This is a genomic window from Inquilinus ginsengisoli (genome assembly GCF_031453975.1).
Taxonomy (GTDB): domain Bacteria; phylum Pseudomonadota; class Alphaproteobacteria; order DSM-16000; family Inquilinaceae; genus Inquilinus; species Inquilinus ginsengisoli_A.
The window spans coordinates 1-25,567 of sequence record NZ_JAVDPW010000010.1 but is presented as its reverse complement, the minus strand read 5'-3'; the positions used below and the strand labels follow the sequence as shown (position 1 = coordinate 25,567).

30 protein-coding genes are annotated in these 25,567 nt (G+C 70.3%); 24 read left to right on the top strand and 6 right to left on the bottom strand.

The features are described 5' to 3' along the window. The first annotated feature begins 10 nt into the window (after positions 1 to 10). On the top strand, positions 11 to 526 hold the full coding sequence (locus E9232_RS26335; protein ID WP_309799150.1) for an adenine phosphoribosyltransferase: 516 nt from the start codon (positions 11 to 13) through the stop codon (positions 524 to 526). 24 nt (positions 527 to 550) lie between these two features. Here the strand turns inward: E9232_RS26335 and E9232_RS26330 are convergent, their stop codons facing one another. Further along, positions 551 to 868, bottom strand: a complete 318-nt coding sequence (locus E9232_RS26330; RefSeq protein WP_309799148.1) for a hypothetical protein — start codon at positions 866 to 868, stop codon at positions 551 to 553. Between the two features lie 342 nt (positions 869 to 1,210). On the opposite strand from E9232_RS26330, the gene hemP reads away from it, so the two are divergent. The 9 genes from hemP to E9232_RS26285 all read left to right on the top strand — a co-directional run bounded on the left by hemP (position 1,211) and on the right by E9232_RS26285 (position 7,911). After that, the gene (hemP, locus tag E9232_RS26325; protein ID WP_309799145.1) at positions 1,211 to 1,429 is read left to right on the top strand and encodes a hemin uptake protein HemP; all 219 of its coding nucleotides are present in this window, start codon (positions 1,211 to 1,213) and stop codon (positions 1,427 to 1,429) included. Positions 1,430 to 1,629: 200 nt separating this feature from the next. Next, positions 1,630 to 2,688, top strand: coding sequence for a hemin-degrading factor (locus E9232_RS26320; protein WP_309799143.1), 1,059 nt, complete (start codon positions 1,630 to 1,632; stop codon positions 2,686 to 2,688). Continuing rightward, positions 2,688 to 3,569 carry a heme/hemin ABC transporter substrate-binding protein gene (locus E9232_RS26315; protein ID WP_309799763.1) on the top strand — a complete coding sequence of 294 codons (882 nt, stop codon included), beginning with the start codon at positions 2,688 to 2,690 and terminating at the stop codon, positions 3,567 to 3,569. The genes E9232_RS26320 and E9232_RS26315 overlap by 1 nt, the downstream gene beginning before the upstream one ends. Next, positions 3,566 to 4,657 carry a FecCD family ABC transporter permease gene (locus E9232_RS26310; RefSeq protein ID WP_309799141.1) on the top strand — a complete coding sequence of 364 codons (1,092 nt, stop codon included), beginning with the start codon at positions 3,566 to 3,568 and terminating at the stop codon, positions 4,655 to 4,657. Before E9232_RS26315 ends, E9232_RS26310 begins: the two co-directional genes overlap by 4 nt. After that, complete coding sequence (locus E9232_RS26305) at positions 4,654 to 5,433, top strand: heme ABC transporter ATP-binding protein (RefSeq protein WP_309799140.1); 780 nt, start codon at positions 4,654 to 4,656, stop codon at positions 5,431 to 5,433. Before E9232_RS26310 ends, E9232_RS26305 begins: the two co-directional genes overlap by 4 nt. A gap of 7 nt (positions 5,434 to 5,440) precedes the next feature. Further along, positions 5,441 to 5,878 (top strand): Tat pathway signal sequence domain protein, encoded by a 438-nt coding sequence (locus E9232_RS26300; RefSeq protein ID WP_309799138.1) that lies wholly within the window; start codon positions 5,441 to 5,443, stop codon positions 5,876 to 5,878. Between the two features lie 10 nt (positions 5,879 to 5,888). Then, positions 5,889 to 6,557 (top strand): MotA/TolQ/ExbB proton channel family protein, encoded by a 669-nt coding sequence (locus E9232_RS26295; protein ID WP_309799137.1) that lies wholly within the window; start codon positions 5,889 to 5,891, stop codon positions 6,555 to 6,557. After that, complete coding sequence (tolR, locus tag E9232_RS26290) at positions 6,557 to 7,021, top strand: protein TolR (protein ID WP_309799135.1); 465 nt, start codon at positions 6,557 to 6,559, stop codon at positions 7,019 to 7,021. Before E9232_RS26295 ends, tolR begins: the two co-directional genes overlap by 1 nt. Next, a complete protein-coding gene (locus E9232_RS26285) occupies positions 7,018 to 7,911 on the top strand; it encodes a TonB family protein (protein ID WP_309799133.1) in 894 nt (297 codons plus the stop codon). Before tolR ends, E9232_RS26285 begins: the two co-directional genes overlap by 4 nt. Before the next feature lie 51 nt (positions 7,912 to 7,962). Here the strand turns inward: E9232_RS26285 and mobA are convergent, their stop codons facing one another. Continuing rightward, entirely contained in the window at positions 7,963 to 8,604 is a 642-nt protein-coding gene (mobA, locus tag E9232_RS26280; protein WP_309799131.1) for a molybdenum cofactor guanylyltransferase MobA, read from the bottom strand. Next, positions 8,601 to 9,329: a hypothetical protein gene (locus E9232_RS26275; protein ID WP_309799129.1), complete on the bottom strand. Its 729-nt coding sequence runs from the start codon at positions 9,327 to 9,329 to the stop codon at positions 8,601 to 8,603. The genes mobA and E9232_RS26275 overlap by 4 nt, the downstream gene beginning before the upstream one ends. A gap of 73 nt (positions 9,330 to 9,402) precedes the next feature. Between E9232_RS26275 and moaA the strand changes: the two genes are divergently transcribed. Then, positions 9,403 to 10,452 (top strand): GTP 3',8-cyclase MoaA, encoded by a 1,050-nt coding sequence (gene moaA / locus E9232_RS26270; RefSeq protein WP_309799127.1) that lies wholly within the window; start codon positions 9,403 to 9,405, stop codon positions 10,450 to 10,452. Here the strand turns inward: moaA and E9232_RS26265 are convergent, their stop codons facing one another. Next, positions 10,453 to 10,581, bottom strand: a complete 129-nt coding sequence (locus E9232_RS26265) for a hypothetical protein (RefSeq protein WP_309799125.1) — start codon at positions 10,579 to 10,581, stop codon at positions 10,453 to 10,455. It lies immediately after the preceding gene. Between the two features lie 148 nt (positions 10,582 to 10,729). Between E9232_RS26265 and E9232_RS26260 the strand changes: the two genes are divergently transcribed. From E9232_RS26260 to E9232_RS26250, 3 genes are all read left to right on the top strand, one after another. Beyond that, positions 10,730 to 11,518: an NAD kinase gene (locus E9232_RS26260; RefSeq protein WP_309799123.1), complete on the top strand. Its 789-nt coding sequence runs from the start codon at positions 10,730 to 10,732 to the stop codon at positions 11,516 to 11,518. 149 nt (positions 11,519 to 11,667) lie between these two features. After that, the gene (locus E9232_RS26255; protein ID WP_309799121.1) at positions 11,668 to 12,672 is read left to right on the top strand and encodes an SPFH domain-containing protein; all 1,005 of its coding nucleotides are present in this window, start codon (positions 11,668 to 11,670) and stop codon (positions 12,670 to 12,672) included. After that, positions 12,672 to 13,115 (top strand): NfeD family protein, encoded by a 444-nt coding sequence (locus E9232_RS26250; RefSeq protein WP_309799118.1) that lies wholly within the window; start codon positions 12,672 to 12,674, stop codon positions 13,113 to 13,115. The genes E9232_RS26255 and E9232_RS26250 overlap by 1 nt, the downstream gene beginning before the upstream one ends. Positions 13,116 to 13,337: 222 nt before the next feature. Here the strand turns inward: E9232_RS26250 and E9232_RS26245 are convergent, their stop codons facing one another. Both E9232_RS26245 and epmA read right to left on the bottom strand, forming a co-directional pair. Then, complete coding sequence (locus tag E9232_RS26245) at positions 13,338 to 14,342, bottom strand: alpha/beta hydrolase (RefSeq protein WP_309799116.1); 1,005 nt, start codon at positions 14,340 to 14,342, stop codon at positions 13,338 to 13,340. A 10-nt stretch (positions 14,343 to 14,352) separates the two neighbouring features. Next, positions 14,353 to 15,450, bottom strand: coding sequence for an EF-P lysine aminoacylase EpmA (epmA, locus tag E9232_RS26240; RefSeq protein ID WP_309799114.1), 1,098 nt, complete (start codon positions 15,448 to 15,450; stop codon positions 14,353 to 14,355). A 211-nt stretch (positions 15,451 to 15,661) separates the two neighbouring features. Between epmA and efp the strand changes: the two genes are divergently transcribed. The 10 genes from efp to E9232_RS26190 all read left to right on the top strand — a co-directional run bounded on the left by efp (position 15,662) and on the right by E9232_RS26190 (position 25,448). Then, positions 15,662 to 16,228, top strand: a complete 567-nt coding sequence (gene efp / locus E9232_RS26235) for an elongation factor P (protein WP_309799113.1) — start codon at positions 15,662 to 15,664, stop codon at positions 16,226 to 16,228. Between the two features lie 9 nt (positions 16,229 to 16,237). Next, complete coding sequence (locus E9232_RS26230) at positions 16,238 to 17,065, top strand: inositol monophosphatase family protein (RefSeq protein ID WP_309799112.1); 828 nt, start codon at positions 16,238 to 16,240, stop codon at positions 17,063 to 17,065. A 116-nt stretch (positions 17,066 to 17,181) separates the two neighbouring features. Beyond that, entirely contained in the window at positions 17,182 to 17,877 is a 696-nt protein-coding gene (locus E9232_RS26225) for an OmpA family protein (RefSeq protein WP_309799110.1), read from the top strand. A 10-nt stretch (positions 17,878 to 17,887) separates the two neighbouring features. Then, positions 17,888 to 19,105 carry a flagellar motor protein MotA gene (locus E9232_RS26220; protein ID WP_309799107.1) on the top strand — a complete coding sequence of 406 codons (1,218 nt, stop codon included), beginning with the start codon at positions 17,888 to 17,890 and terminating at the stop codon, positions 19,103 to 19,105. A gap of 11 nt (positions 19,106 to 19,116) precedes the next feature. Beyond that, positions 19,117 to 20,730, top strand: a complete 1,614-nt coding sequence (locus E9232_RS26215; protein WP_309799105.1) for a peptidoglycan -binding protein — start codon at positions 19,117 to 19,119, stop codon at positions 20,728 to 20,730. Between the two features lie 92 nt (positions 20,731 to 20,822). Continuing rightward, complete coding sequence (locus tag E9232_RS26210; protein ID WP_309799103.1) at positions 20,823 to 21,455, top strand: acyloxyacyl hydrolase; 633 nt, start codon at positions 20,823 to 20,825, stop codon at positions 21,453 to 21,455. Positions 21,456 to 21,606: 151 nt separating this feature from the next. Continuing rightward, positions 21,607 to 22,635, top strand: coding sequence for a 2-aminoethylphosphonate ABC transporter substrate-binding protein (locus tag E9232_RS26205; protein ID WP_309799102.1), 1,029 nt, complete (start codon positions 21,607 to 21,609; stop codon positions 22,633 to 22,635). Continuing rightward, a complete protein-coding gene (locus E9232_RS26200) occupies positions 22,635 to 23,792 on the top strand; it encodes an ABC transporter ATP-binding protein (protein ID WP_309799100.1) in 1,158 nt (385 codons plus the stop codon). The genes E9232_RS26205 and E9232_RS26200 overlap by 1 nt, the downstream gene beginning before the upstream one ends. After that, entirely contained in the window at positions 23,789 to 24,667 is an 879-nt protein-coding gene (locus E9232_RS26195) for a 2-aminoethylphosphonate ABC transporter permease subunit (RefSeq protein WP_309799099.1), read from the top strand. The genes E9232_RS26200 and E9232_RS26195 overlap by 4 nt, the downstream gene beginning before the upstream one ends. Continuing rightward, positions 24,651 to 25,448 carry an ABC transporter permease subunit gene (locus E9232_RS26190; protein ID WP_309799097.1) on the top strand — a complete coding sequence of 266 codons (798 nt, stop codon included), beginning with the start codon at positions 24,651 to 24,653 and terminating at the stop codon, positions 25,446 to 25,448. The genes E9232_RS26195 and E9232_RS26190 overlap by 17 nt, the downstream gene beginning before the upstream one ends. Positions 25,449 to 25,567 lie beyond the last annotated feature (119 nt).

The following is a 25,567-nucleotide window of genomic DNA, read 5'->3' as shown; positions in this document are numbered from 1 at the left end:
AGGACGTCTCATGGATCTCAAGTCGCACATACGCGGCATCCCGGATTTTCCCAAGCCAGGTATCCTGTTCTACGACATCTCGCCGCTTCTGGCTCATCCGCAGGCGTGGCGGCACGCGGTCGAGACCATGGCGGCTTCGGTCAAGGAATGGCAACCGGATATCCTGGTCGGCATCGAATCCCGCGGTTTCCTGGCCGCGGCGCCGCTGGCCTACGTCCTGGACTGCGGCTTCGTGATGTGCCGCAAGCGCGGCAAGCTGCCGGGCGAAACCATCGGTCATCTCTATGAGCTCGAATACGGGTCGGATGCGATCGAGATCCAGGCAGACGCGATCAAGCCGGGCCAGCGCGTGGTGGTGGTGGACGACCTGCTGGCGACCGGCGGCACCATGGCGGCGGCGATCCAGCTGCTGCGCCGGGTCGGCGCCGATGTGCGCGGCGCTGCCTGCTTCATCGAGCTGACCTTCCTCGGCGGCCGCGACAAGATCGACGCGCCGGTGACCTCGCTGATGCAATACGACAGCTGAGAGCCGGTGGAGCGGGCGGGCGGTTCAGCGGGCCTCCTGCTGAACGGGCCCGCCGCCGCTCAGATCATGCCAGGCGGTGCCGACCAGCGCCGCAGCCCCCACGGCCAGCAGCGCCACGGCTGCCACCATGGCAAGGCTGCGCAGGCTGGGTATGGCGCGCCGATACTCCGGCTCGTCGAACAGGCTGCGGTTGAGCCGGCGCAGGAAATCACCATCGCTGCGCGGGGCCGCGGGATGGTCGAGGAAGCGCTCGACGACGCGGTCCTCGCAGACGGAAAGGTCGACTGAAGGCTGGGCCAGCCGGTCGGTCGGCCTGCGCTCGATCTCTTGCGCTTCGATCATCGCCCGGCTCCTGTCTCCATCCGCACCCGTCCTCACCGGCTTCCGCTGATGCTCGCACTATATTGCGCGCCGAGGCCGCCGGCACCAAACATCGCGTTTCCCAATGTTTCCGCTGCTGCGCCAAGCACCCAACGCTAGGCTGAGTCCGGTTCGCGGTCGATTGGGTCGGGGGAGAGGTGGAGCTATCCCACGGCATAGGTCCCGTCGTTCAGGTGCGGACGTCGAATCGCCAACCAATCCGGCATGCCCCAGCCCTCTCGCCGCCAGCCGGGCCAGGGCATTTTCAGTAAATGCAATTAGGAATGACACGCATCCGCTTGACCAGCGCCGACAGATATGAGAATGACTCTCAACATCGAAATGTTCGACCAATCACCGTGGATGGGACCAATGCTGGATCAGCCCACACTGCATGCGATCGAGCCGCCGCAGCGGCCCGTGGCGACGAACCTGGACACGCGTGAGCTGTTCGGCACCCGCCGCGAGCTGACGATCCAGCATGGCGAGGATGTCTATCGCCTGCGGATCACCCGCAACAGCAAGCTCATCCTGACCAAGTAGCCCTTCCCCGATCGCTTCGCGCCCCCAGCAAGTCGGGTTCCATCCCGCCGCCAGGCCGTTGCGCGAGGACCCGTCGCCTCGAAACAGGTTCTCGTCATGCATCGCACCCTGGCCGGCACCGTCCTTGGCCTCGTTTTCGCATGTCCGGTCGCACCCCGCCGATCGCCGGCACCACCGCCCCCCGGCGATAGGAGAGCCTGATGCAGAGCCTCGATACCCTGGCCGGGACCGCCCCGGCCCTCGCCGCCCGCTGGGCCGCGCTGCGCGAAGAGCGCCCGCAGTTGCGGGCGCGTGACGCCGCGGCGGCGCTGGGCGTCAGCGAGGGCGAGCTCGTCGCCTCCGGCACCGGTGCCGGCACCACCCGCATCGGCGGCGAATGGAGCACGATCCTGCAGGCCGTCGAAGGCCTCGGCCCGGTGATGGCGCTGACCCGCAACGAAAGCGTCGTCCACGAGAAGATCGGCACCTACCAGAACGTCTCGGCCGGCAGCCATGTCGGCCTGGCGCTGGGCGCCGACATCGACCTGCGGCTGTTCTACACCCGCTGGAAGCATGGCTTCGCGGTGGGCGGCGCCGATCACCCAAAGCCGAGCCTGCAATTCTTCGATGCCGCCGGCACCGCGGTCCACAAGATCTACCTGACCGATGACAGCGACCGCGCCGCCTTCGCCGCGCTGACCGACCGCTTCCGCCATGACGACCAGGCGCCGGTGCTGATCCCCGAGGCGGTCGCCGCGAAGGCGGTCCTCGACGATGCCGAGATCGACGTCGCCGGCTTCCATGCCGGCTGGGACGCGATGGAGGACACGCACCAGTTCTTCGGCCTGCTGAAAACCCACCGGCTGGACCGGCTGCAGGCGATGCGGCTGGCCGCCCCGGCCCGGGCCGAACCGGTTGCCCATGACACGCTGCGCCGGTTGCTGACCCGTGCTGCGGCGGGCGGCGAATCGATCATGGTCTTCGTCGGCAACCCCGGCTGCATCCAGATCCACACCGGCCCGGTGCACACGCTGAAGGATGCCGGGCCCTGGCTGAACCTGCTGGACCCCGGCTTCAACCTGCATCTGCGCGAGGACCGCATCGCCAGCAGCTGGATCGTGCGCAAGCCGACCAAGGACGGCACCGTGACCTCGCTCGAGCTGTTCGACGTCGACGGCACGCTGATGGCGATGCTGTTCGGCGCGCGCAAGCCGGGCCAGCCGGAACGGGCCGACTGGCGGGCGCTGATCGATGCGGTCGGCGCCGAGGCCGTGGCGTGATGCGCCCGCTGCTCGCCATCGCCGCCGCCGCCCTGCTGTCGGCCGCCCTGCCCGCCCGGGCCGAACCGCCGCAGCGCGTCGTCGTCGCCGGCGGCGACCTGACCGAGATCGTCTACGCCCTGCACGCCGAAGGCCGCATCGTCGGGGTCGACACCACCAGCCTGTACCCGCCGGCGGCCCGGACGCTGCCGCAGGTCGGCTATCTCCGCCAGCTCTCGGCCGAAGGCGTGCTGTCGCTCGGCCCCGACCTGGTCCTGACCACCGCATCCGCCGGCCCGCCGGCGGTGCTGGAGCAGATCCGGTCGGCCGGCACGGCGCTGGACATCCTCAAGGAAGGCTTCACCGCGGACGCCGTGATCGCCAAGATCGAAGGGGTCGAGGCGGCGCTGGGCCTGGCCGACCAGGGGCTGAGCCAGGGCGTCCGCGCCGATTTCGCCGCGGTGGCCGAGGCCGTGGCCAAGGCCCCGACCCAGCCGCGCGTGCTGTTCGTGCTGTCGCTCACCGCTGGTGCCCCGCTGGGCGGGGGCAGCGGCACCGCTGCCGACGGCGTGATCCGCCTGGCCGGCGGCACCAACGCGGTCGGCGAGGTCGAGCGCTACAAGCAGCTGTCGCCGGAAGCCGTGGCGGCGGCGGCGCCCGATGTCGTCGTGATCGCCAGCCACGCCGTCGAGGCCAATGGCGGCATCGACGCGATCGCGAAGCTTCCGGTCTTCGCCGAGACCCCGGCCGGGAAGAACGGCCGGGTGATCCAGATGGATTCGCTCTACCTGCTCGGCTTCGGGCCGCGCACGCCCCAGGCGGCGCGCGACCTGGCGATCGCGATCCATCCCGGCTGGACTCCGCCGACCCTGCCCGACCGCGCCTGGAGCGCCGGGTCGTGACCGTTCTGGCCGCAGGCAGGATTCCGGCCGCGGCCGACCGTCGGCAGATCCGCCGCCTGTCGCTGACCCTGGCGGGACTCGTGCTGCTGCTGGTCGCGGCCGTGCTCGCCAGCATCAGCATCGGGCCGGCCGACATCCCGCTGAGCCATGTCCTGGCCATCCTGGGCCGGCATCTCGGGTTCGGCGGCCTCGATGCGGTGACTGGGCGCGAGGCCGCCATCGTCGAGGCCATCCGCCTGCCGCGGACGCTGCTCGGCGCCATGGTCGGCGCCACCCTGGCGGTCTCGGGCGCGATGATGCAGGGGCTGTTCCGCAACCCGCTGGCCGATCCCGGCCTGATCGGGGTCAGCGGCGGCGCCGCCTTCGCCGGGGTCACGGTGATCGCCCTGGGCATGCCGGCAGCGCTGGCCGGCATCCCCCTGCTCAACATCTACGCCCTGCCGCTCGCCGCCTTCATCGGCGGGCTGGTCGCCACCGTCGCGGTCTACCGCCTGTCGAAGCGGGACGGCCGGGTCTCGGTCACGATGATGCTGCTGACCGGCATCGCGGTGAACGCCCTGGCCGCCACCGGCACCGGCTATGTCGTGTTCAAGGCCGACGAGAACGCGATGCGCACCATCACCTTCTGGACCCTGGGCAGCCTCAGCGGCGGCACCTGGACCGCGGTGTTCGCCGTGCTGCCCTTCGCCCTGGTCCTGCTGGCCGCCGTCGCCCTGGCCGCCCGGGCGCTGAACGGGGTGCTGCTGGGCGAGGCGGTGGCCCTGCATCTGGGCTTCCCGATCGAGAAGGTCACCCGGCTGCTGGTCGGCATGGTCGCGCTGGCGGTCGGCGCCGCGGTCGCGGTCAGCGGCATGATCGGCTTCGTCGGTTTGCTGGTGCCACACACGCTGCGGCTGATCATTGGCGCGGACCATCGCGGCCTGCTGCCGGCCTCGGCGCTGCTCGGCGCCGCGCTGCTGCTGGGCGCCGACCTGGTCGCCCGCACCATCGTCGCCCCGGCCGAGCTGCCGGTCGGCATCGTCACCACCGGCCTCGGCGCGCCCGTCTTCCTGGCGCTGCTGCTGCGCCGCCGGGGAACCCAGCCATGATCCGAGCCGAAGCCGTCGGCGTCCGCATCGGCCGGGTCCCGCTGCTCGACGGCGTCGACCTCGCCGTCGCGCCCGGCCGCTTCACCGCCGTGCTCGGCCCGAACGGCGCCGGCAAATCGACCCTGCTGCGCTGCCTGGCCGGGGAGCGCTCGCCCTCCTCCGGCACCATCAGCCTCGACGAAGCACCGCTGTCCGCCTGGGACCTAGTGGCCCTGGCCCGCCGCCGGGCGGTGCTGCCGCAGCAGGTGACGCTGGACTTCCCGCTGACCGGGCGCGAGGTGGTGACGCTGGGCCGGGCGCCGCATCGCGGCGTCGCCGATGCCGCCGCCGACCACCGCGCCATCGCCGCGGCGCTGGACGCCGCGGACGCCACCGACCTGGCCGACCGGTCCTACCCGACTCTCTCCGGCGGCGAGCAGCAGCGCATCCAGTTCGCCCGGGTGCTGGCCCAGATCTCGGGCAGCAGCACCACGGCGCCCTCCTACCTGCTGCTCGACGAGCCGACCGCCAGCCTCGACCTGGCGCATCAATCCGCGATCCTGCGCGTCGCCCGCGGGCTGGCCGATGCCGGCACCGGCGTGCTGGCGATCCTGCACGATTTGAACCAGGCGGCGCGCTTCGCCGACGAGGTCGTGCTGCTGCGCCGCGGTCGCGTCTTCGCCGCCGGCCCGCCGGCCGAGGTTCTGACCGCCGCGACCGTGGAGGCCGTGTTCGGCTGCGCGGTCGAGATCATCCCCAACCCCCATTCCGACAGGCCCTTCCTTGTTCCGATCTGAGGACATCATGCGCCATTCAGTGTCCGCGCTCGCTGCCCTGCTGGTGGCCCTTTCCGCCGCGCCCGCCGTCGCGGCGGAGGCGGTCGCCGCCACCGCGCCGGACGGCGTCAGCCTGGAGCTGAACACGCTCGAGCCGCGCGGCGAGAACTGCGCCGTCAACATGGTGTTCGGCACCAGCGACGCCGCCTACCAGTCGTTCAAGCTCGACCTGGTGTTCTTCGGCACCGACGGCGCGATCCGGAAGCGGCTGGCGGTCGACGCGGCGCCGCTGCGGGCCCGCAAGACCAGCGTCAAGGCATTCGAGGTCTCCGGCCTGGCCTGCGACGCCATCGGCTCGGTCCTGGTCAACGACGTGCTCGACTGCAAGACCGAGGCCGGCCCCGCGGCCGACTGCATCGACCGGGTCCAGACGCGCTCGCGCCTGCCTGTCGCCCTGATGCGCTGAGGAGCCCCCGATGGAGCACGATCTCTCGATCATCGCCCTGGTGCAGCAGGCGGACATCATCGTCCAGGGCGTCCTGGCGCTGCTGTTGCTGGCTTCGGTCGGCTGCTGGGGCATCATCATCGATAAGCTGTTCACCATCGGCCGGCTGCGCCGCGCCGCCGCGGCCTTCCGCCGCCGGGTCGACACCGAGCACGAGGTCGACCTGATCCCGGTGGACCCGGCCAAGCCGGTGGTCGAGGCCGGGCTGGCCCAGTGGCGCGCGGTCGATCCCGAGGAAAGCCGGTCGGACTATCGCGAGCGGATCGAACGGGCGATGCGCCGCGCCTCGAGCGAGGTGGTCCGGCGGCGTGAGATCGGCCTGCCCTTCCTCGCCACCATCGGGTCGGCGGCGCCCTTCGTCGGGCTGTTCGGCACGGTCTGGGGCATCATGAACAGCTTCACCTCGATCGCCAGTTCGCAGGACACCAGCCTGGCGGTCGTCGCCCCCGGCATCGCCGAGGCGCTGTTCGCCACCGCGATCGGGCTGGTCGCCGCGATTCCGGCTGTCATGGCCTACAACAAGTTCTCGACTGATCTGCGCCGGGTCAACCAGACCTTCGGCACCGCGATCGGCGTGATGGCCGAGCACCTGTCCGGCGGGCGCTTCGCCGCCGCCGCGCGGCGCCAGGCAGCCGAATAATGGCCGGTGCGCTGCTCGATTCCGACGACGGCGACGATTACGCGCCGCTGGCGGAGATCAATGTGACGCCGATGGTCGACGTCATGCTGGTGCTGCTGATCATCTTCATGGTCGCGGCGCCGCTGATGATGGTCGGCGTGCCGGTCGACCTGCCCAAGACCAGCGCCGACAAGATCGGCCAGCCGCAGAAGCCGGTGATCGTCACGGTCGACAAGACGGGGGCGCTGTCGCTCAGCGACGGCCAGGTGCTGACGCCCGAGACCGCGCCGGCGGCGCTGCAGGCGGCCGCCCAGGCCAATCCCGGATCGGTGGTCTATGTCCGCGGCGACAAGGACGTGCCCTACGGCCGGGTGATGGAGGTGATGGGCGCCGTCGGCCAGGCCGGCTTCGCCCGAGTGTCGCTGATCGCACAGGGCATGGCCCCGTCCGCGACCGCCCCGGGCGCCGCACCGACCGCGCCATGAGCCGCCTGCGCCTTTCCGGACGCGGCGTCGCCATCGCCGTGTCAGGCCTGATCCATGGCGGCGTCATCGTCGCCCTGCTGCCGAGCCTGGTCGGCCAGGCCGCGCCGACACCGACCGACACGCCGATGGCCGTCGAGATGGCGGGCTTCGGGGAGGCCATGTCGCAGCCATCCGTGGCCAGCCCGGCCGAGCCGACTCCGACGACCGACACGACGGAGCCGACCGAGACGACGGAGCCGACCGAAGTGGCCGAGGCCGTGCCGGTCGACCCGGCGGTGACGCCGGTCACGGAACCGCCACCGCCGGTCGACACGCCCACGACCGAGACCGCGGAGATCCAGCCGCCGGACCAGGCGCCGGTCGAAGACCCGCTGCAGGCCATCACCACGACCGCGGCGACCGAGGCGGTGGTGGCCGCGGTGCCAGAGACGGTCGACGCGGTCGAGCCGGAGCTGGTGCAGCCGCCGCCGGTGAAGCCGGATCCGCCGCACCGCACCGAACAGCGTCCGCGCACGCAGCCGCGCCGCACCGCGCCGCCGACGACGCCGGCCCAAGTGGCGGCCGTCCCGGCCCAGCCATCGGTGGCTTCGCCCCCTCCGGCGGCGGCCAGCTCGGGGCAGAAGACCGCGGATTACGCCAACATGCTGCGCGGCCACCTGGCGCAACGCATCCAGCGGGTCGCCTCGATGGTCCGCGAGACCACCCAGGTGGTCGTCACCGTGACCATCGAACTGGACGGCACCATCAGCGCTTCCGAGGTCTCGCGGTCTTCCGGGTCGCCCCCGATCGATCGCGAGATCATGCGACGGGTCGACGGGGCCTCCCCGGTGCCGCCGCCGCCGACGCGCCTGACCAGCATCCAGCTTCCCTTCCGGATCGATCCGCGCTGAACGACTCCCTTTGCAGCGGCCCGTCGTCGGCGCAGAGCGGCAGCTCGGCCCTCACGCCAACCCTGGATACCGGGCCAGCAGACGCTCCGCCTCGGCCAGATCCTCCGGCGTGTTGCTGTTGAGGAAGGGGTCGACCGGATCGCTGGCGAACTCGACCACGGCGGTCGGATGGCGCGCGGTCCAGCGCTCGATCTTGCGGATATCCTCCACGACCAGCGCATGCCGCAGGTCGCCGCGCAACGCCACCGGCCACAGCGCCACCACCGGGTGGGTCCGGCCCCCCGAGGCCGCCATGGCGATCTCCGCCCCCTGCTCCAGCCGCACCGCGGCCAACCGCGCCACCAGGTCGCGCGGGATGAAGGGCGCGTCGCAAGGAAAGCTGGCCACGGTGCGGATCTGCGGATCGGTCGCGGCCGCCCAATCCAACACCGCCAGGATGCCGGCCAGCGGCCCGGCCGCACCCGGCACATCGTCGGGCACCACCGGCAGGGGCCATCGCGCGAAACGGCCGGGATCGCCATTGGCGTTGAGGCACAGCGCCGCCACCTGCGGCGCGGCCCGGCCGATCACCCGGTCGAGCATGACGGCGCCGCCGAGCGGCCGCAGCCCCTTGTCGCCGCCGCCCATGCGCCGGGCCAGGCCGCCGGCCAGGATCGCGCCGAGCACCGGCCCGCCTTCCTCCTCCAAGCTCATGCCGCCATGACCAGATAAACGGCCAGGGCCACGACGATGACGGCGAGGATCAGGATCGGCCCGACGCCGGTGGGCCGCTCGACCGTGCGGGTGACGGTCGGGCTGCTCCGCTGGACCGTGACGATGCCGTCGCGGTGGCGCTGGACGACGCTTGCGAACACCGGGCGCGCCGGTTTCACGGCCGCGGTTGCAGCCGAGGCGGTCCTGGCCGCCGAGGCCCGGGCGGAAGAATCGGCGCCAGCCTGCTTCGCCGCGACCTGGCGGAGGACGGCGGCGATCGCGGCGGTGGCGCCGCCGGCTGTCACCACGCGGCCCGGCCGGCCGCGCATCATCACCAGCCCGGCCAGGGCAAGCACGAGCGCGACCACGCCCGCGACCAGCTGGTCGCCCCAGATCGCCAAGGGATCGTTCAGGACGGCCTGGTTCTGCTGCTGCGGGTCCATCAGCACGGCGACCCGATCGCCGGGCTGGGGCGTCGTCGCGAAGCCGGTCTCAAGGCCGGCATAGACCGAACGGACATAGCCCAGCCGGACCACGGTCTTCGCCGCCGCCAGCGCCGGGATGGTCTGGGCCAGCTTTATCCCGGCCTCGGGCGGCAGCACCAGCCCGTCGACCTCGACCGCGTTCCCGCGCCAGATCTCGCGCTCCCACGCGCCCTGCAAGGCGCCGAACAGCAGCAAGCCGCCGACCACCAGCAGCGCCACGCCCACAAGTCTCCGGATCATCGGGCCCTTCTGTCACGCCTCATGTCGCAAAGAAGCATACGCCTTCGTCAAAGAGCGTCCTATATTGTCGTATATGACGATCCAGACGCAGACGCCCTCGGTCGATCCCTCGCCCACCTCCAGCGCCCCGCTGGTGGACCCGTTCGGCCGCGCCATCCAGTATCTCCGCGTGTCGGTGACCGACCGCTGCGACTTCCGCTGCGTCTACTGCATGTCGGAGGAGATGACCTTTCTGCCGAAGGCGGAGCTGCTGACGCTGGAGGAGCTGGACCGGCTGTGCAGCGCCTTCATCCGATTCGGAGTCGGCAAGCTGCGGCTGACCGGCGGCGAACCGCTGGTCCGGCGCGACGTGATGACCCTGATCCGCAACCTGTCGCGGCACCTGGGCACCGGCGCGCTGGAGGAGCTGACGATCACCACCAACGGCAGCCAGCTCGCCCGCCACGCCGAAGACCTGGCGGCGTGCGGCGTCCGGCGGATCAATGTCAGCCTCGACACCCTCGACCCGGCGAAGTTCCTGGCCATCACCCGATGGGGGAAGTTCGACAAGGTGATGGACGGCATCGCCGCGGCCAAGGCCGCCGGCATCCGGGTCAAGATCAACGCGGTGGCCTTGAAGGGCGTCAACGACGACGAATTCGACGCGATGATCCGCTGGTGCGGCGAGAACGGCCACGACCTGACGCTGATCGAAGTGATGCCGATGGGCGACATCGGCGGCGAGACCCGGCTGGACCAGTACCTGCCGTTGTCGCAGGTGCGGGCCGACCTGGCGCGGCGCTGGACCCTGGCCGACACCGATCACCGCACCGGCGGACCGGCGCGCTATGTCCGGGTCGAGGAAACCGGCGGAAGGCTCGGCTTCATCACCCCGCTCACCCACAATTTCTGCGAAAGCTGCAACCGGGTGCGGCTGACCTGCACCGGCACCCTCTACATGTGCCTCGGGCAGGACGACGCCGCCGACCTGCGGTCGCCGCTGCGCGCCGACCCCACCGACGCCGCGCTGGAGGCCGCCATCCGCGAGGCCATCCTGCGCAAGCCCAAGGGCCACGACTTCTTCATCGACCGCCGCCACACACAGCCCGCCGTGGCGCGCCACATGAGCGTGACCGGCGGCTGATCACGCCAGCGCCAGCATCAGAATGGTGCCCGACAGGGCAGTGCCCGCGGTGATGACCGCGAAATCGAGACCGGCGTGCCACAGCAGCACGGCGATCGTGACAAAGATCCCCACGAGAGCCGGAATCATCCCCAATCCTCCCTCTACGGCCATCGCCCCTTGATGGCCTGATCACTCTCCCCCATCCGCCGTGAACCCAGCGTGAAGGGTAACATTCACGGTCGGGCCGACGCTGCGGACTGGACCTGGATTCCACATCGATTACAGTCCCTGCGCTATGACCCACGTCACTCCCCCCCCGGCCCCGCCCCGCCTGGCGATCGTCGCCGCCGACACCCCCGAGGCGCTCGCGGCGCAGGCCCGGCTCGTCGCCCGCTGGGGCCAGCATCCGCCCGAGACGGCCGATGCGATCGTGGCGCTGGGCGGCGACGGCTTCCTGCTGGAGACGCTGCATCGCTGCGTCGAACGCGGCCGGCCGATCTTCGGCATGAACTGCGGCTCGGTCGGCTTCCTCCTCAACGATTTCCATGAGGAGGACCTGCCGTGGCGGGTGGCGGCGGCGCGCACCGTGATCCTGCACCCGCTGCGGATGCGGGCGACCACCACGGACGGCGCGGTGCACGAGGCGCTGGGCATCAACGAGGTGTCGTTGCTGCGCCAGACCCGGCAGACGGCGAAGCTGCGGATCACCATCGACGGCATCGAGCGGATGTCGGAGCTGATCTGCGACGGGGCGATCGTCTCGACCCCGGCCGGCAGCACCGCCTACAACCTCTCGGCGCATGGCCCGATCATCCCGCTCAGCGCCGGCATCCTGGCGCTGACCCCGATCAGCGCCTTCCGGCCCCGCCGCTGGCGCGGCGCCCTGCTGCCGCAGAAGGCGACCATCGTCTTCGACATCCTCGAGGTGCCGAAGCGCCCGGTCAGCGCCGTGGCCGATTCGACCGAGGTGCGCAACGTCGTCCGGGTCGAGATCGCCGAAGACCAGGAGGTGTCGCTGACCCTGCTGTTCGACCCCGGCAAGACCCTGGAGGAGCGCATCCTCAAGGAGCAGTTCGAGCCTTGAATCGGCCGAGTTGCAGGCCGGCGGCGATCCGAGCCGCTGCGCCGCCGCCGGCTGCGTTTCCGCCATAAAGTTCTGGTGAAATAATCCGTCCGGCCACCCGGCCGCTATGGCACACTGTGGCCAAGCCGCCACTACGAGCGATACTCACCATGCCGTTCTCGCCCTTCGCGATCATCGTCATCGCCATTCTGGTCCTGGCGGTCCTGGTCATCTTCATGGGGGTGAAGTCGGTCCCGCAGGGCCGCGAATGGACGGTGGAGCGCTTCGGCCGCTACACCCGCACGCTGCGCCCCGGCCTGAACCTGATCGTGCCCTTCGTCGACCAGATCGGCGCCAAGCTGTCGATGATGGAGACGGTGCTGGAGGTGCCGCAGCAGGAGATCATCACCAAGGACAACGCCATGGTGACGGTCGACGGCGTAATCTTCTACCAGGTGCTGGACGCGGCCAAGGCGGCCTACGAGGTCGGCAACCTCGAATCGGCGATCATCAACCTGACCATGACCAACATCCGCACGGTGATGGGCTCGATGGACCTCGACGAGCTGCTGTCGAACCGCGACCAGATCAACGTCCGGCTGATGAAGGTGGTCGACGACGCCACCGAGCCCTGGGGCGTCAAGGTCACCCGCATCGAGATCCGCGACATCACCCCGCCGCGCGACCTGGTCGAGAGCATGGGCCGGCAGATGAAGGCCGAGCGCGACCGCCGCGCCACCATCCTCGAGGCCGAGGGCACCCGGCAGGCGCAGATCCTGCGCGCCGAGGGCCTGAAGCAGGCGGCGATCCTGGAATCCGAGGGCCGGCGCGAGGCGGCGTTCCGCGATGCCGAGGCGCGCGAGCGCTCCGCCGAGGCCGAGGCCAAGGCGACCGGCATGGTCAGCGAGGCCATCGCCAATGGCAGCGTGCAGGCGCTGAACTACTTCGTCGCCACCAAATACGTCGATTCGCTGAAGGCGATGGCCAGCGCCCCGAACCACAAGGTGCTGTTCCTGCCGCTCGATGCCGCCAATGTGATCGGCGCCATCGGCGGCATTGCCGAGATCGCGCGTGAGGCCTTGGGTCGAGACGGCGCTGCGCCGCAGGCGCTGCCGCCCCGCCGTCCGGCCGATCCGCCGGCGCCGGAGGGCGGGCCCTGGGCCCCGAAGCCATGATGGTGAACGGCCCCGAATTCTGGTGGTGGTGGATCGCAGCGGTGGTGCTGCTGATCCTCGAGGTCATGGTCCCTGCCACCTTCTTCCTCTGGCTCGCCATCTCGGCCGCGGTGGTCGGGATCCTGTCCTGGCTGATTCCGGCGGTCGGATGGGAAGCGCAGGTCCTGGTCTTCGCCGTGCTCTCGGTGGCGTCCGTCGTCGCCTGGCGGGTCTATCTGAAGCCGCGGACCGAGGCCAGCGACCAGCCGACGCTGAACCGCCGCGGCGAGCAGTATATCGGCCGGGTGGTGACGCTGACCGAACCGATCGCCAACGGCACCGGCCGCATCCGGGTCGGCGAGACCACCTGGGGCGCCGAAGGCCCGGACCTGCCCGCCGGCACCCGCATCCGCATCGCCGGCGTGAGCGGGACGCGCTTCAGGGTCGAGCGCGAGGTGGAGTAGAGTTCGCGTAGAACATTAGATTTTCTTTATAGTATTTTGATTTATATCGAGATCTTTATCCAGAATTGTCATGCCACGGCTTGACCGTGGCATCCAGGGGCGGCCAGAACCGCTCTTGGTGGCCCCTGGATTGCCCGGTCAAGCCGGGCAATGACAGTGAGTGAGGTGGGTCGAACCCGAGGACGGCCATCGTGGAAGCGCGGGCCACTCGGCCGCCTCCCCTCACACCCCCCGCAGCGCCTCGTCGATCGCGGCGATGTGCGGCAGGCCGGCGGGGATCAGGTGGGTCAGCACGTTGAAGGCGTGGATCATGCCCGGCGCCAGGACGTAGGAGACCGGGATCTTCGCTTCCTTCAGCTTGCGGGCATAGACCCGGGCCTCGTCGCGCAGCGGGTCGCATTCGGCCGCCAGGATGAAGGTCTTCGGCAACCGCGGCGGCACCGGATGCAGGGTCGGCGAGGCCAGTGGGTGGTCGGCCGGCTCGTCCGGCCCGAGATAGCATTGCCGGAACCATTCCAGGTCGACCCGGTCCAGCCCGTAGCCCTCGCCGTAGTCCAGCACCGAATGCTGGCTCATGGTCAGGTCCAGCCAGGGGCACAGCAGGTAGGTCAGGGCGATGCGCGGCCCGTTCTCGGTCGCAGCCAGGCGGCTGATCGCGGCGGCCAGCCCGGCGCCCGCGCTGGTGCCGCCGACCATCAGCCGGCGCGCGTCGCCGCCGAAATGCGCGGCATGGTGGGCGGTCCACAGCAGCGCGTCATAGGCGTCGTCGATCGCTGCCGGGAACGGATGGTCCGGGCCCAGGCGGTAGCTGGCCGAGATCACCAGGGCCGGCGTGTTGGCGGCGATCCGCCGGGCCTCGTCCTCGCTCTCGTCGATACCGCCCATCACATAGCCGCCGCCATGGAAGTACAGCGCCACCGGCAGCGGGCCGGTGCCCGCCCCCTTCGGCCGCAGGATGCGCACCCGGCGCGGCCCGGCGCGGCCTTCGATCTCGTAATCCTCGGCCAGGTCCATCTCCGGCAACGGCGGCATCCGCGACAGCTTGAGCTGGCTGAACGTCGCCTTGGCCCGATCCGCTCCGATATCCGCCCAGGACTGGATGCTGGTCTCTTCCCGCCAGCGCTCCACCGCCGCCAGATACGCTTCGCAGTCGGGGTGCAGGATCATCAGCTTCTCCGGATCGACGAACACCGCCTTGGGGACGGAACACCGCCCTGGGGCGGTCATGCCAGAACGCTCAGCGCGCGACCATCGTTCCGATGACGGGCGCCCACAGCACGTCATCGATGTGATCGGCGCCGGTCGCAAGCATCACCAGGCGGTCGAAGCCTAGCGCGATCCCGCTGCAATCGGGAAGGCCGCCGCCACGGTCGGGATCGAGCGCCGCCAGGAAGTCCTCGTCGATCGGATAGCGCACGCCGTAGAGCTGCTGCTTCAGGTCCATGTCGGCCTCGAACCGGGCGCGCTGGGCCTCGACGTCGGTCAGCTCGCCGAAGGCGTTGGCCAGCTCCAGCCCGCCGACATAGAGCTCGAAGCGCTCGGCGGTGCGCGGGTCGTCCGGGTTGGGCCGCGACAGCGCCGCCATCGACAGCGGGTAGTCGGTCAGCACGCAGGGGCTGCCGAGGCCGAGCCGAGGCTCGATCCGCTCCAGGAACACACGGAAGAACAAGTCGTCCCAGCGGTCGCCGTCGCGGGCCGGGATGCCGATCGCGGTGGTCGCCGCGTTCAGAGCCGTGAGGTCCGGCGCCAGCGGGTCGGGCGCCGTCGCCAGCAGGTCGATGCCGGCGAATTCCTGGAACGCCTGCTGCACCGTCAGCACCCGCCATTCGGCGAAGGGGTCGCACTCCTGGCCGCGCCACGACAGCCGGTCTCGACCAGCCGCCTTTGCCGCGGCCTGGAACAGCGCCTTGCAGTCGTCGATCAGCACCCGGTAGCCCTCGCCCGCCCGGTACCACTCGATCATCGAGAATTCGGGATGGTGGGTGGCGGAGCGCTCGGCGTTGCGGAAGACGTGGCTGAGCTGGAAGATCCGCTCCAGCCCGGCCGCCAGCAGCTTCTTCATCGCGAATTCAGGGCTGGTGTGCAGGTACAGCGCCTGCGAATCGTCCGGATGCGGGCCGCGCAGCTCGGTCCGGAACGCCACTAGATGCGGCTCCAGCCCGGGCGAGACCTGCAGCGCCGGGGTGTCGACCTCGAGGAAGCCGCGCTCGGCGAAGACCCGCCGCACCGCCGCCGTGATCCGGGCCCGCGCCTCCAGATAGGGCCGCTTGCGGGCGTAGACGCCGCTCTGCCACCAGCGGCCGCGCAAGCCCCGAATGCCGGTTTCCGTCGCCATGTCGTCACCTGATCCTGCCATCGGCCCTTCGATAGCAGGTCGAGCGGCGCGGCGCAGCGGCCGCATCGCGCCGTCTCCCGCAGACTTCCGCCGACTCGACGTTGCCCTTGCCGGGACTTGCTGCTAGGGTCCGCGCCCATCGCGCCGCCTTTGTCGTGCCGCCCCGGCGCGCCAGTGGGGCGCGACACGCATTTCTGTCAGAAGATCCGCCATGAAGGTCAACGCCATCACGATCCGGCCGGGCAACGTCCTCGAGCACGAGGGCAAGCTGATGCTCGTGACCAAGATCGAGATCATCCAGCCGGGCAAGGGCAACGCCATCATCCAGGTCGAGATGAAGGACGCCCGCACCGGCACCAAGACGCAGCAGCGTTTCCGCACCCAGGAAACGGTGGAGCGCGCCCGTCTCGACGAACACGAGATGCAGTTCCTGTACCAGGAAGGCGATCACTACACCTTCATGGACAATGAGAGCTTCGAGCAGACCCAGGTCCCGGCCGACGTGGTCGGCGAACCGGCCCGCTTCCTGCAGGAAGGCATGGTCTGCACTGTGACCGTGCATGAGGGCTCGCCCCTCTCGGTCGAGCTGCCGCAGACCGTCACCATGACCATCAGCGAAGCCGACCCGGTGGTGAAGGGGCAGACCGCCTCCTCCTCCTACAAGCCGGCCCTGCTCGAGAACGGCGTGCGCGTCATGGTTCCGCCGCACATCGCCTCGGGCACCCGGATCGTCGTCAATACGGCCGACGGCACTTATCTCGAGCGCGCGAAGGACTGATACCCCCTTATGGCCGGACGTTCCCCCCTCATCACCGTCATGATCCGCGCGGCCCAGAAGGCCGGGCGCGGCCTCGTCCGAGATTTCGGCGAGGTCGAGAACCTGCAGGTCAGCCGCAAGGGGCCGGCCGATTTCGTCTCCGCCGCCGACCTCAAGGCCGAGGACACCCTGCGCCAGGAGCTGACCCGGGCGCGGCCCCGCTTCGGCTGGCTGATGGAGGAAGGCGGCGCGGTCGAGGGTGAGGACAAGGACCGGCGCTGGATCGTCGACCCGCTCGACGGCACCACCAACTTCCTGCACGGCATCCCGCATTTCGCGATCTCGATCGCGCTGGAGCAGGAAGGCGTGCCGGTCGCCGGCGTGATCTTCAACCCGGTGACGGACGAGCTGTACTGGGCGGAACGGGGCGTCGGCGCCTATCTCAACGACCGCCGCCTGCGCGTCTCCAGCCGCTCGAACCTGGCCGACGCGCTGATCGGCACCGGCATGCCGTTCAAGGGCCGCGGCGACAGCATCGGCTTCCAGCGCGAGCTGGCGATGATCATGCCCCATGTCTCCGGCATCCGCCGGATGGGGGCGGCGTCGCTCGACCTCGCCTATGTCGCCGCCGCCCGCTTCGACGGTTTCTGGGAGACGTCACTGAACCCGTGGGACGTCGCCGCCGGCATCGTGCTGGTGCAGGAGGCCGGGGGCTTCGCCACCGACATCGACGGCAAGAGCCCGGCGCTGAAGGCCGACACGGTCGTCGCCGGCAACGCCCTGATGCACAAGACGCTGGCCATGGCCATCACCAAGGCCCGTGCGCCGCGCCCGCCGAAGGCCGCCAACGCCTCCTGACCCCGCTTGGCGCCTGACGTCGCTTGACGATTGTTTCGACCTACTCCGCTAGGCTATGGTCCGCCCCGTCGCGAGCGGGTGTATCATCGATGTTCCGTAGCGTTGAGAGGTTCGGCTTGACCAATCGGCGAGAGACCGGCCGGCGGGTGCGGTTGAGTGCGGCGGCCCTGCTGGTGCCGGCCGCCCTGCTTCTGGGCATCTCGGTGGCGGCGGCGCAGGATGCCGCCGGCGACCTGGTGCTCGACACCCGGATCCTGAGCGGTGGCGAGGCCCAGCGGCCGCAGCCCCTGCCGGTGCCGACCTCCTCCGGCCCGGTGACCGGCCCGATCCCGTTCCTGGAACCGTCGGTCCGGCAGGCGGGCATCCCGTCCCTGCCCCAGCTGCCCGACGCGCCCTCGTCCTACGACGCCGACGTCATGGTCAAGGGCGCCGGCTTCGCCGACCCGAACGTCAAGGTCGCCGCCATGCCGGAGATGGCGCCGGGCGACACCGTCGGCCTGGTCCCCGGCAACGGCTTCCGCATCCGCTTCGCCCCCGGCGCCGAGGAGATGGACACCACCGCGGGCGACATGCTGTCCGGCCTGTCCGAACGGCTGGTCGCCGACGCGACGAGCCAGATCGAGATCCGGGCCTATGCCGGGCCCAAGCCGGACCCGGCCGGTTCCCGCCGCGTCTCCCTCAGCCGGGCGCTCAACATCCGCGCCTTCCTGATCGACCGCGGCATCGACAACAAGCGCATCGCCATCCGGGCGCTCGGCAACACCTCGCCGCCGGACCAGCCCGCGGACCGCGTCGACCTCCGGATCCAGTGAAGGCGCCCTGATGTCGACCACCGCCCTGGCGTCCCGCCCGTCGTCGATGCGCACCACGATGTCCAGCCCGCGGCGGTATGTGATCCGGATGACGATCTTCGTCATCGTCGTCGCCATCGTCGCGGCCCTGCTGGCGCTCGGCGTGTCCTCCGCCTTCATGGCCAATCCGGCGCTGAACGGCGTGATCCTGTGCACCACCCTGTTCGGCATCGTCTTCTGCTTCCGCGCGGTGCTGAACCTCGAGCCCGACATCCGCTGGATCGAGGCCTATCTGGCGCAGCGCAACGGCGCCGGCCGGGTGCAGGCGCCGCAGCCGCGCCTGCTGGCCCCGATCGCCCGGGTGATCGCCGAGCAGCAGGGCGAGCTGAGCCTGTCGCCGCTGGCGATGCGTTCGCTGGTCGACGCCATCGGCGCCAGGCTGAGCGAAAGCCGCGAGATATCGCGCTACCTGATCGGCCTGCTGATCTTCCTCGGCCTGCTCGGCACCTTCTGGGGCCTCTTGGAGACGGTGCGGTCGGCCAGCGGCGTCATCGCCGGGCTGAACATGGAGGCGACCGACATCGGCGCCGCCTTCGCCAGCCTCAAGCACGGCCTCGAAGCCCCGCTGCAAGGCATGGGCACCGCCTTCAGCGCCTCGCTGTTCGGCCTGTCCGGCTCGCTCGCCCTCGGTTTCCTCGAGCTGCAGGCCAGCCAGGCCCAGAACCGCTTCTACAACGAGCTGGAAGACTGGCTGTCGGCCAACACCCGCCTGTCCGCCGGGCCGCGCGACGGTGGCGGCGGCGAGTTCGAGATGACGGAATCGGTGCTCCCCGCCTATATCCAGTCGGTGGTCGCCCAGACCGCGGAGAATCTCGATGCGCTGCGCCGCCTGACCGTCCAGGCGGATGAGGAGCGTCGCGGCCAGGGCGGCGCGCTCGGTGCCGTCGCCGGCCAGCTCGCCGCGATCGACGATCACCTGCAGGGCCAGCAGGCGCTGACCGCCCGCCTCGCGGAAACCCAGGCCACCACCGCCCTGGTGCTGACCCGCCTGGCCTCGACGCTCGAATCCGACCGCTTCGGCATGGACGAGCCGACGCGCCAGCACATCCGCAGCCTGGACACCACGGTCCGCCGGCTGATCGAGGAGATGTCGACCGGCCGGATCCAGCTGTCCGGCGAGATCCGGGGCGAGATCAAGCTGTTGGCCCGCACCATCGCCGCCTTGGCCGAAGGGCCCGAGGGGCGCTGACGCGGATGGCGATGCGCGGCCGTTACTCCTTCGGCGAACGCCGCCAGGTCGATGTCTGGCCCGGCTGGGTCGACGCGCTGTCGTCGCTGCTGATGGTCGTGATCTTCCTGCTGATGGTGTTCCTGGTCTCGCAGTTCTACCTGTCGACCATGGTCAGCGGCCGCGACGAGACCGTCGGCCGGCTGAACCGCCAGGTGTCCGACCTGACCGACCGGCTAGCGCTGGAGCAGGAGACCGGCCACGATTTGCAGACCCGCATCGCGCGGCTGTCGACCGACCTGGACGGCACCGCTCGGGAGCGGGCCGACCTCGGCAACCGCCTCGCCGCCGCCGAACAGGGCCGCGATGCGATCGACCGCCAGCTGCGCACCGCCCTGGCCCAGATCCAGACCCTGACCGGCGGCACCACCGACCGCGACGCCCAGCTGCAGGAGGCGGCACGGGTGATCCAGGACAACCAGGCGACGATTGAGCGGCAACGGCGCGAGCTGGCCCAGCTGCAGGCCGATGCGGCGACCCTGCGCACCAGCGGCCAGGATCGCGACCTGACCGTCACCAACCTCTCGACCGCGCTGGCGGCCAGCCGCAAGGATGCGTCGGATCTCGGCGCCACGCTGCAGCAGCGGCAGGCGGAGGCGACGGCCTTGGCCGCCGAGCTGGACCGCACCCGCACGGCGCGGGATCAGGCAACCCGGGACGCCCAGGCCGGGCAGGACCGCGTCAAGACGCTGGAGACGCAGCTCGGCGACGCCAACAGCCGCATCGCCGCATCGCAGAAGGATGTGCAAGGCCTGACAGCGCAGCTCGGCGACGCCACCAGCCGCGCCGCCGCCTCGCAGAAGGACGTGCAGGACCTGACCGCCCGGGTCGAGCAGCTGAACGCCCGCATCGCCGATCTCAGCGGCACGCTGGACCGCGCCACCGCGGCACTGGCGACCGAGAAATCGACCAGCGACAGCGAGCGCAAGACCAGCCAGCAGCTGGCGACCGAGGCCGCGGCCCTGCGCCAGCAGCTGTCGCAGATCGAATCGACCCTGCGCGACTCCGAATCCACGGTCACCGCCAAGGACCTGGAGATCGCCAATCTCAACTCGCGGCTGAACCAGGCGCTGGTGCGCAAGGTCGACGAGCTCAGCCGCTCGCGCTCCGCCTTCTTCGGCAAGCTGCGCGACGTTCTGGGCGAGCGGCAGGATGTCCGCGTCGTCGGCGACCGCTTCGTGTTCCAATCCGAGGTGCTGTTCCCGGTCGGCTCGGCCCAGCTGCAGGAGGGCGGCGAGCAGCAGCTGGCCACCTTCGCCGAGACGCTGAAGCGAATCGCCGCGCAGTTCCCGCCCGATGTCGACTGGCTGCTGCGGATCGACGGCCACACCGACCGCCAGCCCTTCAGCGGCAATGGCCCCTACGCCACGAACTGGGAGCTTTCGACCGCCCGGGCGCTGTCGGTGCTGAACTTCCTGGCGAGCCAGGGCATCCCGCCGCAACGCATGGCCGCCGCGGGTTTCGGCGAGTGGCAGCCGCTCGACACGGGCACCACGCCTGACGCCTATCGCCGCAACCGTCGCATCGAATTGCGCCTGGACCAGCGCGGCGACAGCAGCGCCGATGCCCCTGCGACCGGACAGTGACCGGCTCGAAAAGCATTGCGTCGGATTTAACGCACCCGTAATCATCCGCGGACCCCGGGGCCGAGTCCCGGCAGGAAGTTGAAGGATGTGGAATGAAGAAGCTCCTGACCGGTGTGGCGACGGCTGCCATCGTGATCGGATCGATGCAGGGTGCGGCGCAGGCCGCCAATGTGCCGATCTGGATCGGCATCGGCTCGGCCGCGATCCTCGCCGCCGGCATCCTCGGCGAGACCTCCGACATCGGTGACATCCATGTCGGCAACGGCAACACCGACCTGCCGCTGTCGCTGACCGTCGGCGCCGGCTACTACAACATCCTGAACGACAAGGGCGACACCAGTCACACCGACCGCGACGACGGCGGCGCCGGCGTCGGCCGGGTCGAGCTGCGCTTCAACACCGAGTTCCTGCGCATCCGGCCCTTCATCGGCATCGAAGGCACCACCGATTCCGCCTCCTATATCTATGGCGGTGGCATGCTGGACGTGCGGTTCGGCGACCATTTCATCCTGTCGCCGAATGCCGCGGTGGGCGCCTATTTCAACGGCGACGGCCGCGAGATGGGCTCGACCCTGGAATTCCGGACCGGCGTCGAAGCGGCCTGGGAGTTCGACAACAAGATGCGGGTCGGCGCCGCCTTCCATCACATCTCCAACGCCGGCATCGGCGACGTCAATCCGGGCGTGGAAGAGCTGACCTTCAACCTCTCGATCCCGCTGAACTAAGCGGCGGATCGCCCATCAGCCCGGGGGCGGAATTGCATTTCCGCCCCCGCCGGCTAGGATCGCTTTGTCGCGGGCCGGCCGACACCAAAGCTTCACACAACGGGTATAGGGTCCCGCGCGCCACGACTCCCGTGGATGCGAGAGGTCACCCATGACGATCAAGACCCCGGCGATCGCGATCTGCGCGTTCGCATTGCTCGGCACCGGCCCGGCCATGGCCGCGGACGTCGTCACCATCTACAGCGCCGACGGCCTGCATGACGGCACGCCGAGCTGGTACGGTGAGGAGTTCGACGCCTTCACCAAGGCCACCGGCATCAAGGTCCAGTACATCGAGGCCGGCTCCGGCGTCGTGGTCGACCGCATCGCCAAGGAGAAGGCCAACCCGCAGGCCGACGTCCTGGTGACCCTGCCCCCCTTCATCCAGAACGCCGCCGCCTCCGGCCTGCTGGAGCCTTATGCCGCCGCCGGTTCCGACAAGATCCCGGCCGCCGAGAAGGGCCCGAAGGACGCCTACCTGCCGCTGGTGAACAACTATCTGAGCTTCATCTACAACGGCAGCTCGCTGGCCGACGCGCCGAAGACCTTCGCCGACCTGCTGGACGCCAAGTTCAAGGGCAAGATCCAGTACTCGACCCCCGGCCAGGCCGGCGACGGCACCGCCGTGATGATCCAGGCCTTCCACGCCTTCGGCGGCAAGGACGCGGCGTTCGACTATCTGCAGAAGCTGCAGGACAACAATGTCGGCCCGTCCTCCTCGACCGGCAAGCTGACCGCGCTGGTCAACAAGGGTGAGCTGTTCGTCGCCAATGGCGACCTGCAGATGAACATGTCGCAGATGGGCGACAACCCGAACATCCGGGTGTTCTGGCCGGCCGGCACGGACGGCAAGCGGTCGACCTTCGCCCTGCCCTACTACGTCGCCCTGGTGCATGGCGCCCCGAACAGCGCCAACGGCAAGAAGCTGATCGACTTCCTGCTGAGTCGCGAAGCGCAGGAGAAGGTCAGCGCGGTCGCCATCGGCCTGCCGGTGCGCTCGGACGTCAAGCCGACCGACGACAACTACAAGAAGATCGAGCAGGCGCTGAAGGGCGTCGAGATCTGGACCCCGGACTGGACCGCGGTGCTGGCCGACCTGCAGGCCGACGTCGCGCGCTGGCACGACGTCACCGGCAGCTGATGACCGTCTCCTCCACCATGCTCGACGGCGCGCAGGACGCGCCGTCGGCACGGGCGGCGGCAGCGGTGGGCCAGGCCAGCAACAGCATCCGCTTCGACGGCGTCACCGTGGCCTATCGCGGCACGGTGGTGCTGGACCACCTGACGCTCGAGGTCCGGCCCGGCGAGATCCTGGCGCTGATCGGCCCCTCCGGCTCGGGCAAGACCACCGCGCTGCGCGCCGTCGCCGGCTTCGTCCGGCCGGCCTCGGGGCGGATCCATATCGGCGATGTCGAGGTCACCCATCTGCCGCCCTATGCCCGCGGCATCGGCATGGTGGTGCAGAACTACGCCCTGTTCCCGCATATGCGGGTCACCGAGAACGTGTCCTTCGGCCTGCGGGCCCAGGGGGCTTCCCGCGACCTGATCGCCGACCGGGTGCGCGAATGCCTGCGCATCGTCGGCATGGAGAGCTACGCCCACCGCTATCCGCGCGAGCTCAGCGGCGGGCAGCAGCAGCGCGTCGCCATCGCCCGGGCCCTGGCGATCCAGCCGCGGGTCCTGCTGCTGGACGAGCCGCTGTCGGCGCTGGACGCCCAGATCCGCCGGTCGATGGTCGAGGAGCTGGCGCGGCTGCACCGCGACCTGCCCGACCTGACCGTGCTCTACGTCACCCATGACCAGAGCGAGGCGCTGACCCTGGCCGACAGCATCGCGGTGATGCGCGACGGCCGGCTGCACGCCCATGGCCCGACCGGCCCGCTGTACCAGACCCCGCCCAACCGCTTCGCCGCCGAGTTCCTCGGCCGGGCGAACCTGCTGCCGGTGGTGATCGAAGACGCCGGCTACGCCAGCCCGCTGGCGCAGGTGCGGATCGGCGGGCTGGTGCTCTCCGCCACCCCCAACCGGTCGCTGGACAAGGGGGCGCAGGCGCTGCTGTGCGTCCGCCCGCACGCGCTGTCGCTGTCGCCGCGGCCGGACCATGACAACGTGCTTCCCACCACGGTGCACGAGGTGCTGTGGCAGGGCGACCAGCATGTGGTGACGGTCGAGGTGGCCGGCACGGTGCTGCGCGTGGTCTCGCCGCCGCTGCGCCAGCCGCCGGCGATCGGCAGCACCCTCGACCTGCATTTCGCCGCGGTCGACGCCAGCCTGCTGCCCGACGAGGACCATCCGTGACCCAGGCCGTCGCCGGCCGGACGCTGCCGCGCGCCCTGCCCGGCGCCGCCTCGCTGTGGGTGGTGCCGCCGCTGCTGGTGGTGGCCGCGCTCTTCGCCTATCCCCTGGCCCTGATCCTGCGCCAGGCGCTGACCGGCGACGGCGATGCCGCCAGCCTGGACCATTTTGCGGCGGTGCTCGGCACCCGCGCCTTCCGCAGCGCCCTGGCCAACACGGTCGAGATCGCGCTGGCCGCCACGGCCGGCTGCCTGGCGGTGGGCCTGGCCCTGGCCCTGCTGCTGTCCTTCGTGCCCTTCCCGGGCAGCGGGGCGGTGGCCCGGCTGGTCGACACCTTCATCGCCCTGCCGACCTTCCTGGTGACCCTGGCCTTCACCTTCCTCTACGGCTCGGCCGGCATGGTCAATGCCGGGCTGGTCGATATCTTCCACCTCGCCACACCGCCGGTCGACTTCCTGTACTCGCCCTGGGGCGTGATCCTGGCCGAGGTCACGGTCTACTGCCCCTTCGTGATGCGGCCGCTGATGGCCGCCTTCTCGCTGATCGACCGGGCGCAGATCGAGGTGGCGAGCAGCCTGGGCGCGCGGCCGGGCCGCATCATCCGCCAGGTGATCCTGCCCGCCGCCCTGCCGGCGCTGCTGGCCGGCGGCAGCCTGTGCCTGCTGCTGACGGTCAACGAGTTCGGCATCGTGCTGTTCATCGGCGCCAAGGGCGTGATCACCCTGCCGCTGCTGATCTACGACAAGGCGATCCAGGAGTTCGACTACACCGCCGCCTGCGTCATCGCTGTGATCAACGTCGCCCTGTCGCTGACCCTGTTCAGCCTCTACCGCCTCGCGGTCGGCAAGCTGGGGGGCCGCCATGCTGCTGTGGTCTGACCGCTCGCGCGCCGCGGCCTGGGCCCTGACCGCCCTGATCATCGGCGTGCTCTACGTGGCGCCGCTGGCGGTGATCGTGTTGGCCAGCTTCGCCGGGCAGTGGAACGGCGTGCTGCCCAGCCTGCCGACCCTCGGCCACTATGCCGAGGCGGTGCAGGGCTCCTCCGGCGACCAGATCGTGGCCAGCCTGGTCACCGGCGCCGTGGCCAGCCTGGTGGCGCTGGCGGCCGGCACCTGGGCGGCGCTGGCGCTGCGGTCGCTGTCCGGCCGGCTGCGCCGGGTGCTGGAGCTGGTGTTCTTCCTGCCCAGCGCGGTGCCCTCGGTCTCGGTCGGGCTCGGCGTGCTGGTCGCCTACAGCCAGCCGCCGGTGCTGCTTAACGGCACGGTGGTGATCGTGCTGGTGGTGCATCTGGTGCTGATCTCGGCCTTCGCCTTCGGCAACGTCTCGGCCGGGCTGTCGCGGCTGGCGCCGGAATTCGAGCAGGTGGCGGAAAGCCTGGGTGCGCGGCCGGGCTTCCGGCTGCGCCACGTCACCCTGCCGCTGCTGATGCCCTACCTGCTGGCCGCCTTCAGCCTCAGCATCGCCCTGTCGATGGGCGAGCTGGGCGCCACCGTGATGGTCTATCCGCCGGGCTGGGTGACGCTGCCGGTCGGCATCTTCGCCCTGACCGACCGCGGCGACATCTTCCAGGGCTCGGCCCTGACCGTCCTCCTGATCCTGGAAACCCTCGCCGTCCTCGGCGCCGTGTCGCTGGTGCCGAAGAAGGCGGCCGGGCGGTAGGCTGGGGCTTCGCTGACCCTCCCTCGTCATCAACTCAGTTGATGTTCTTGTCTGAGTTTTGCGTTGGCGATGATGACGAGCTTGCGCATGAGGGCAGTGAGGGCGACGAGCTTCTTTTT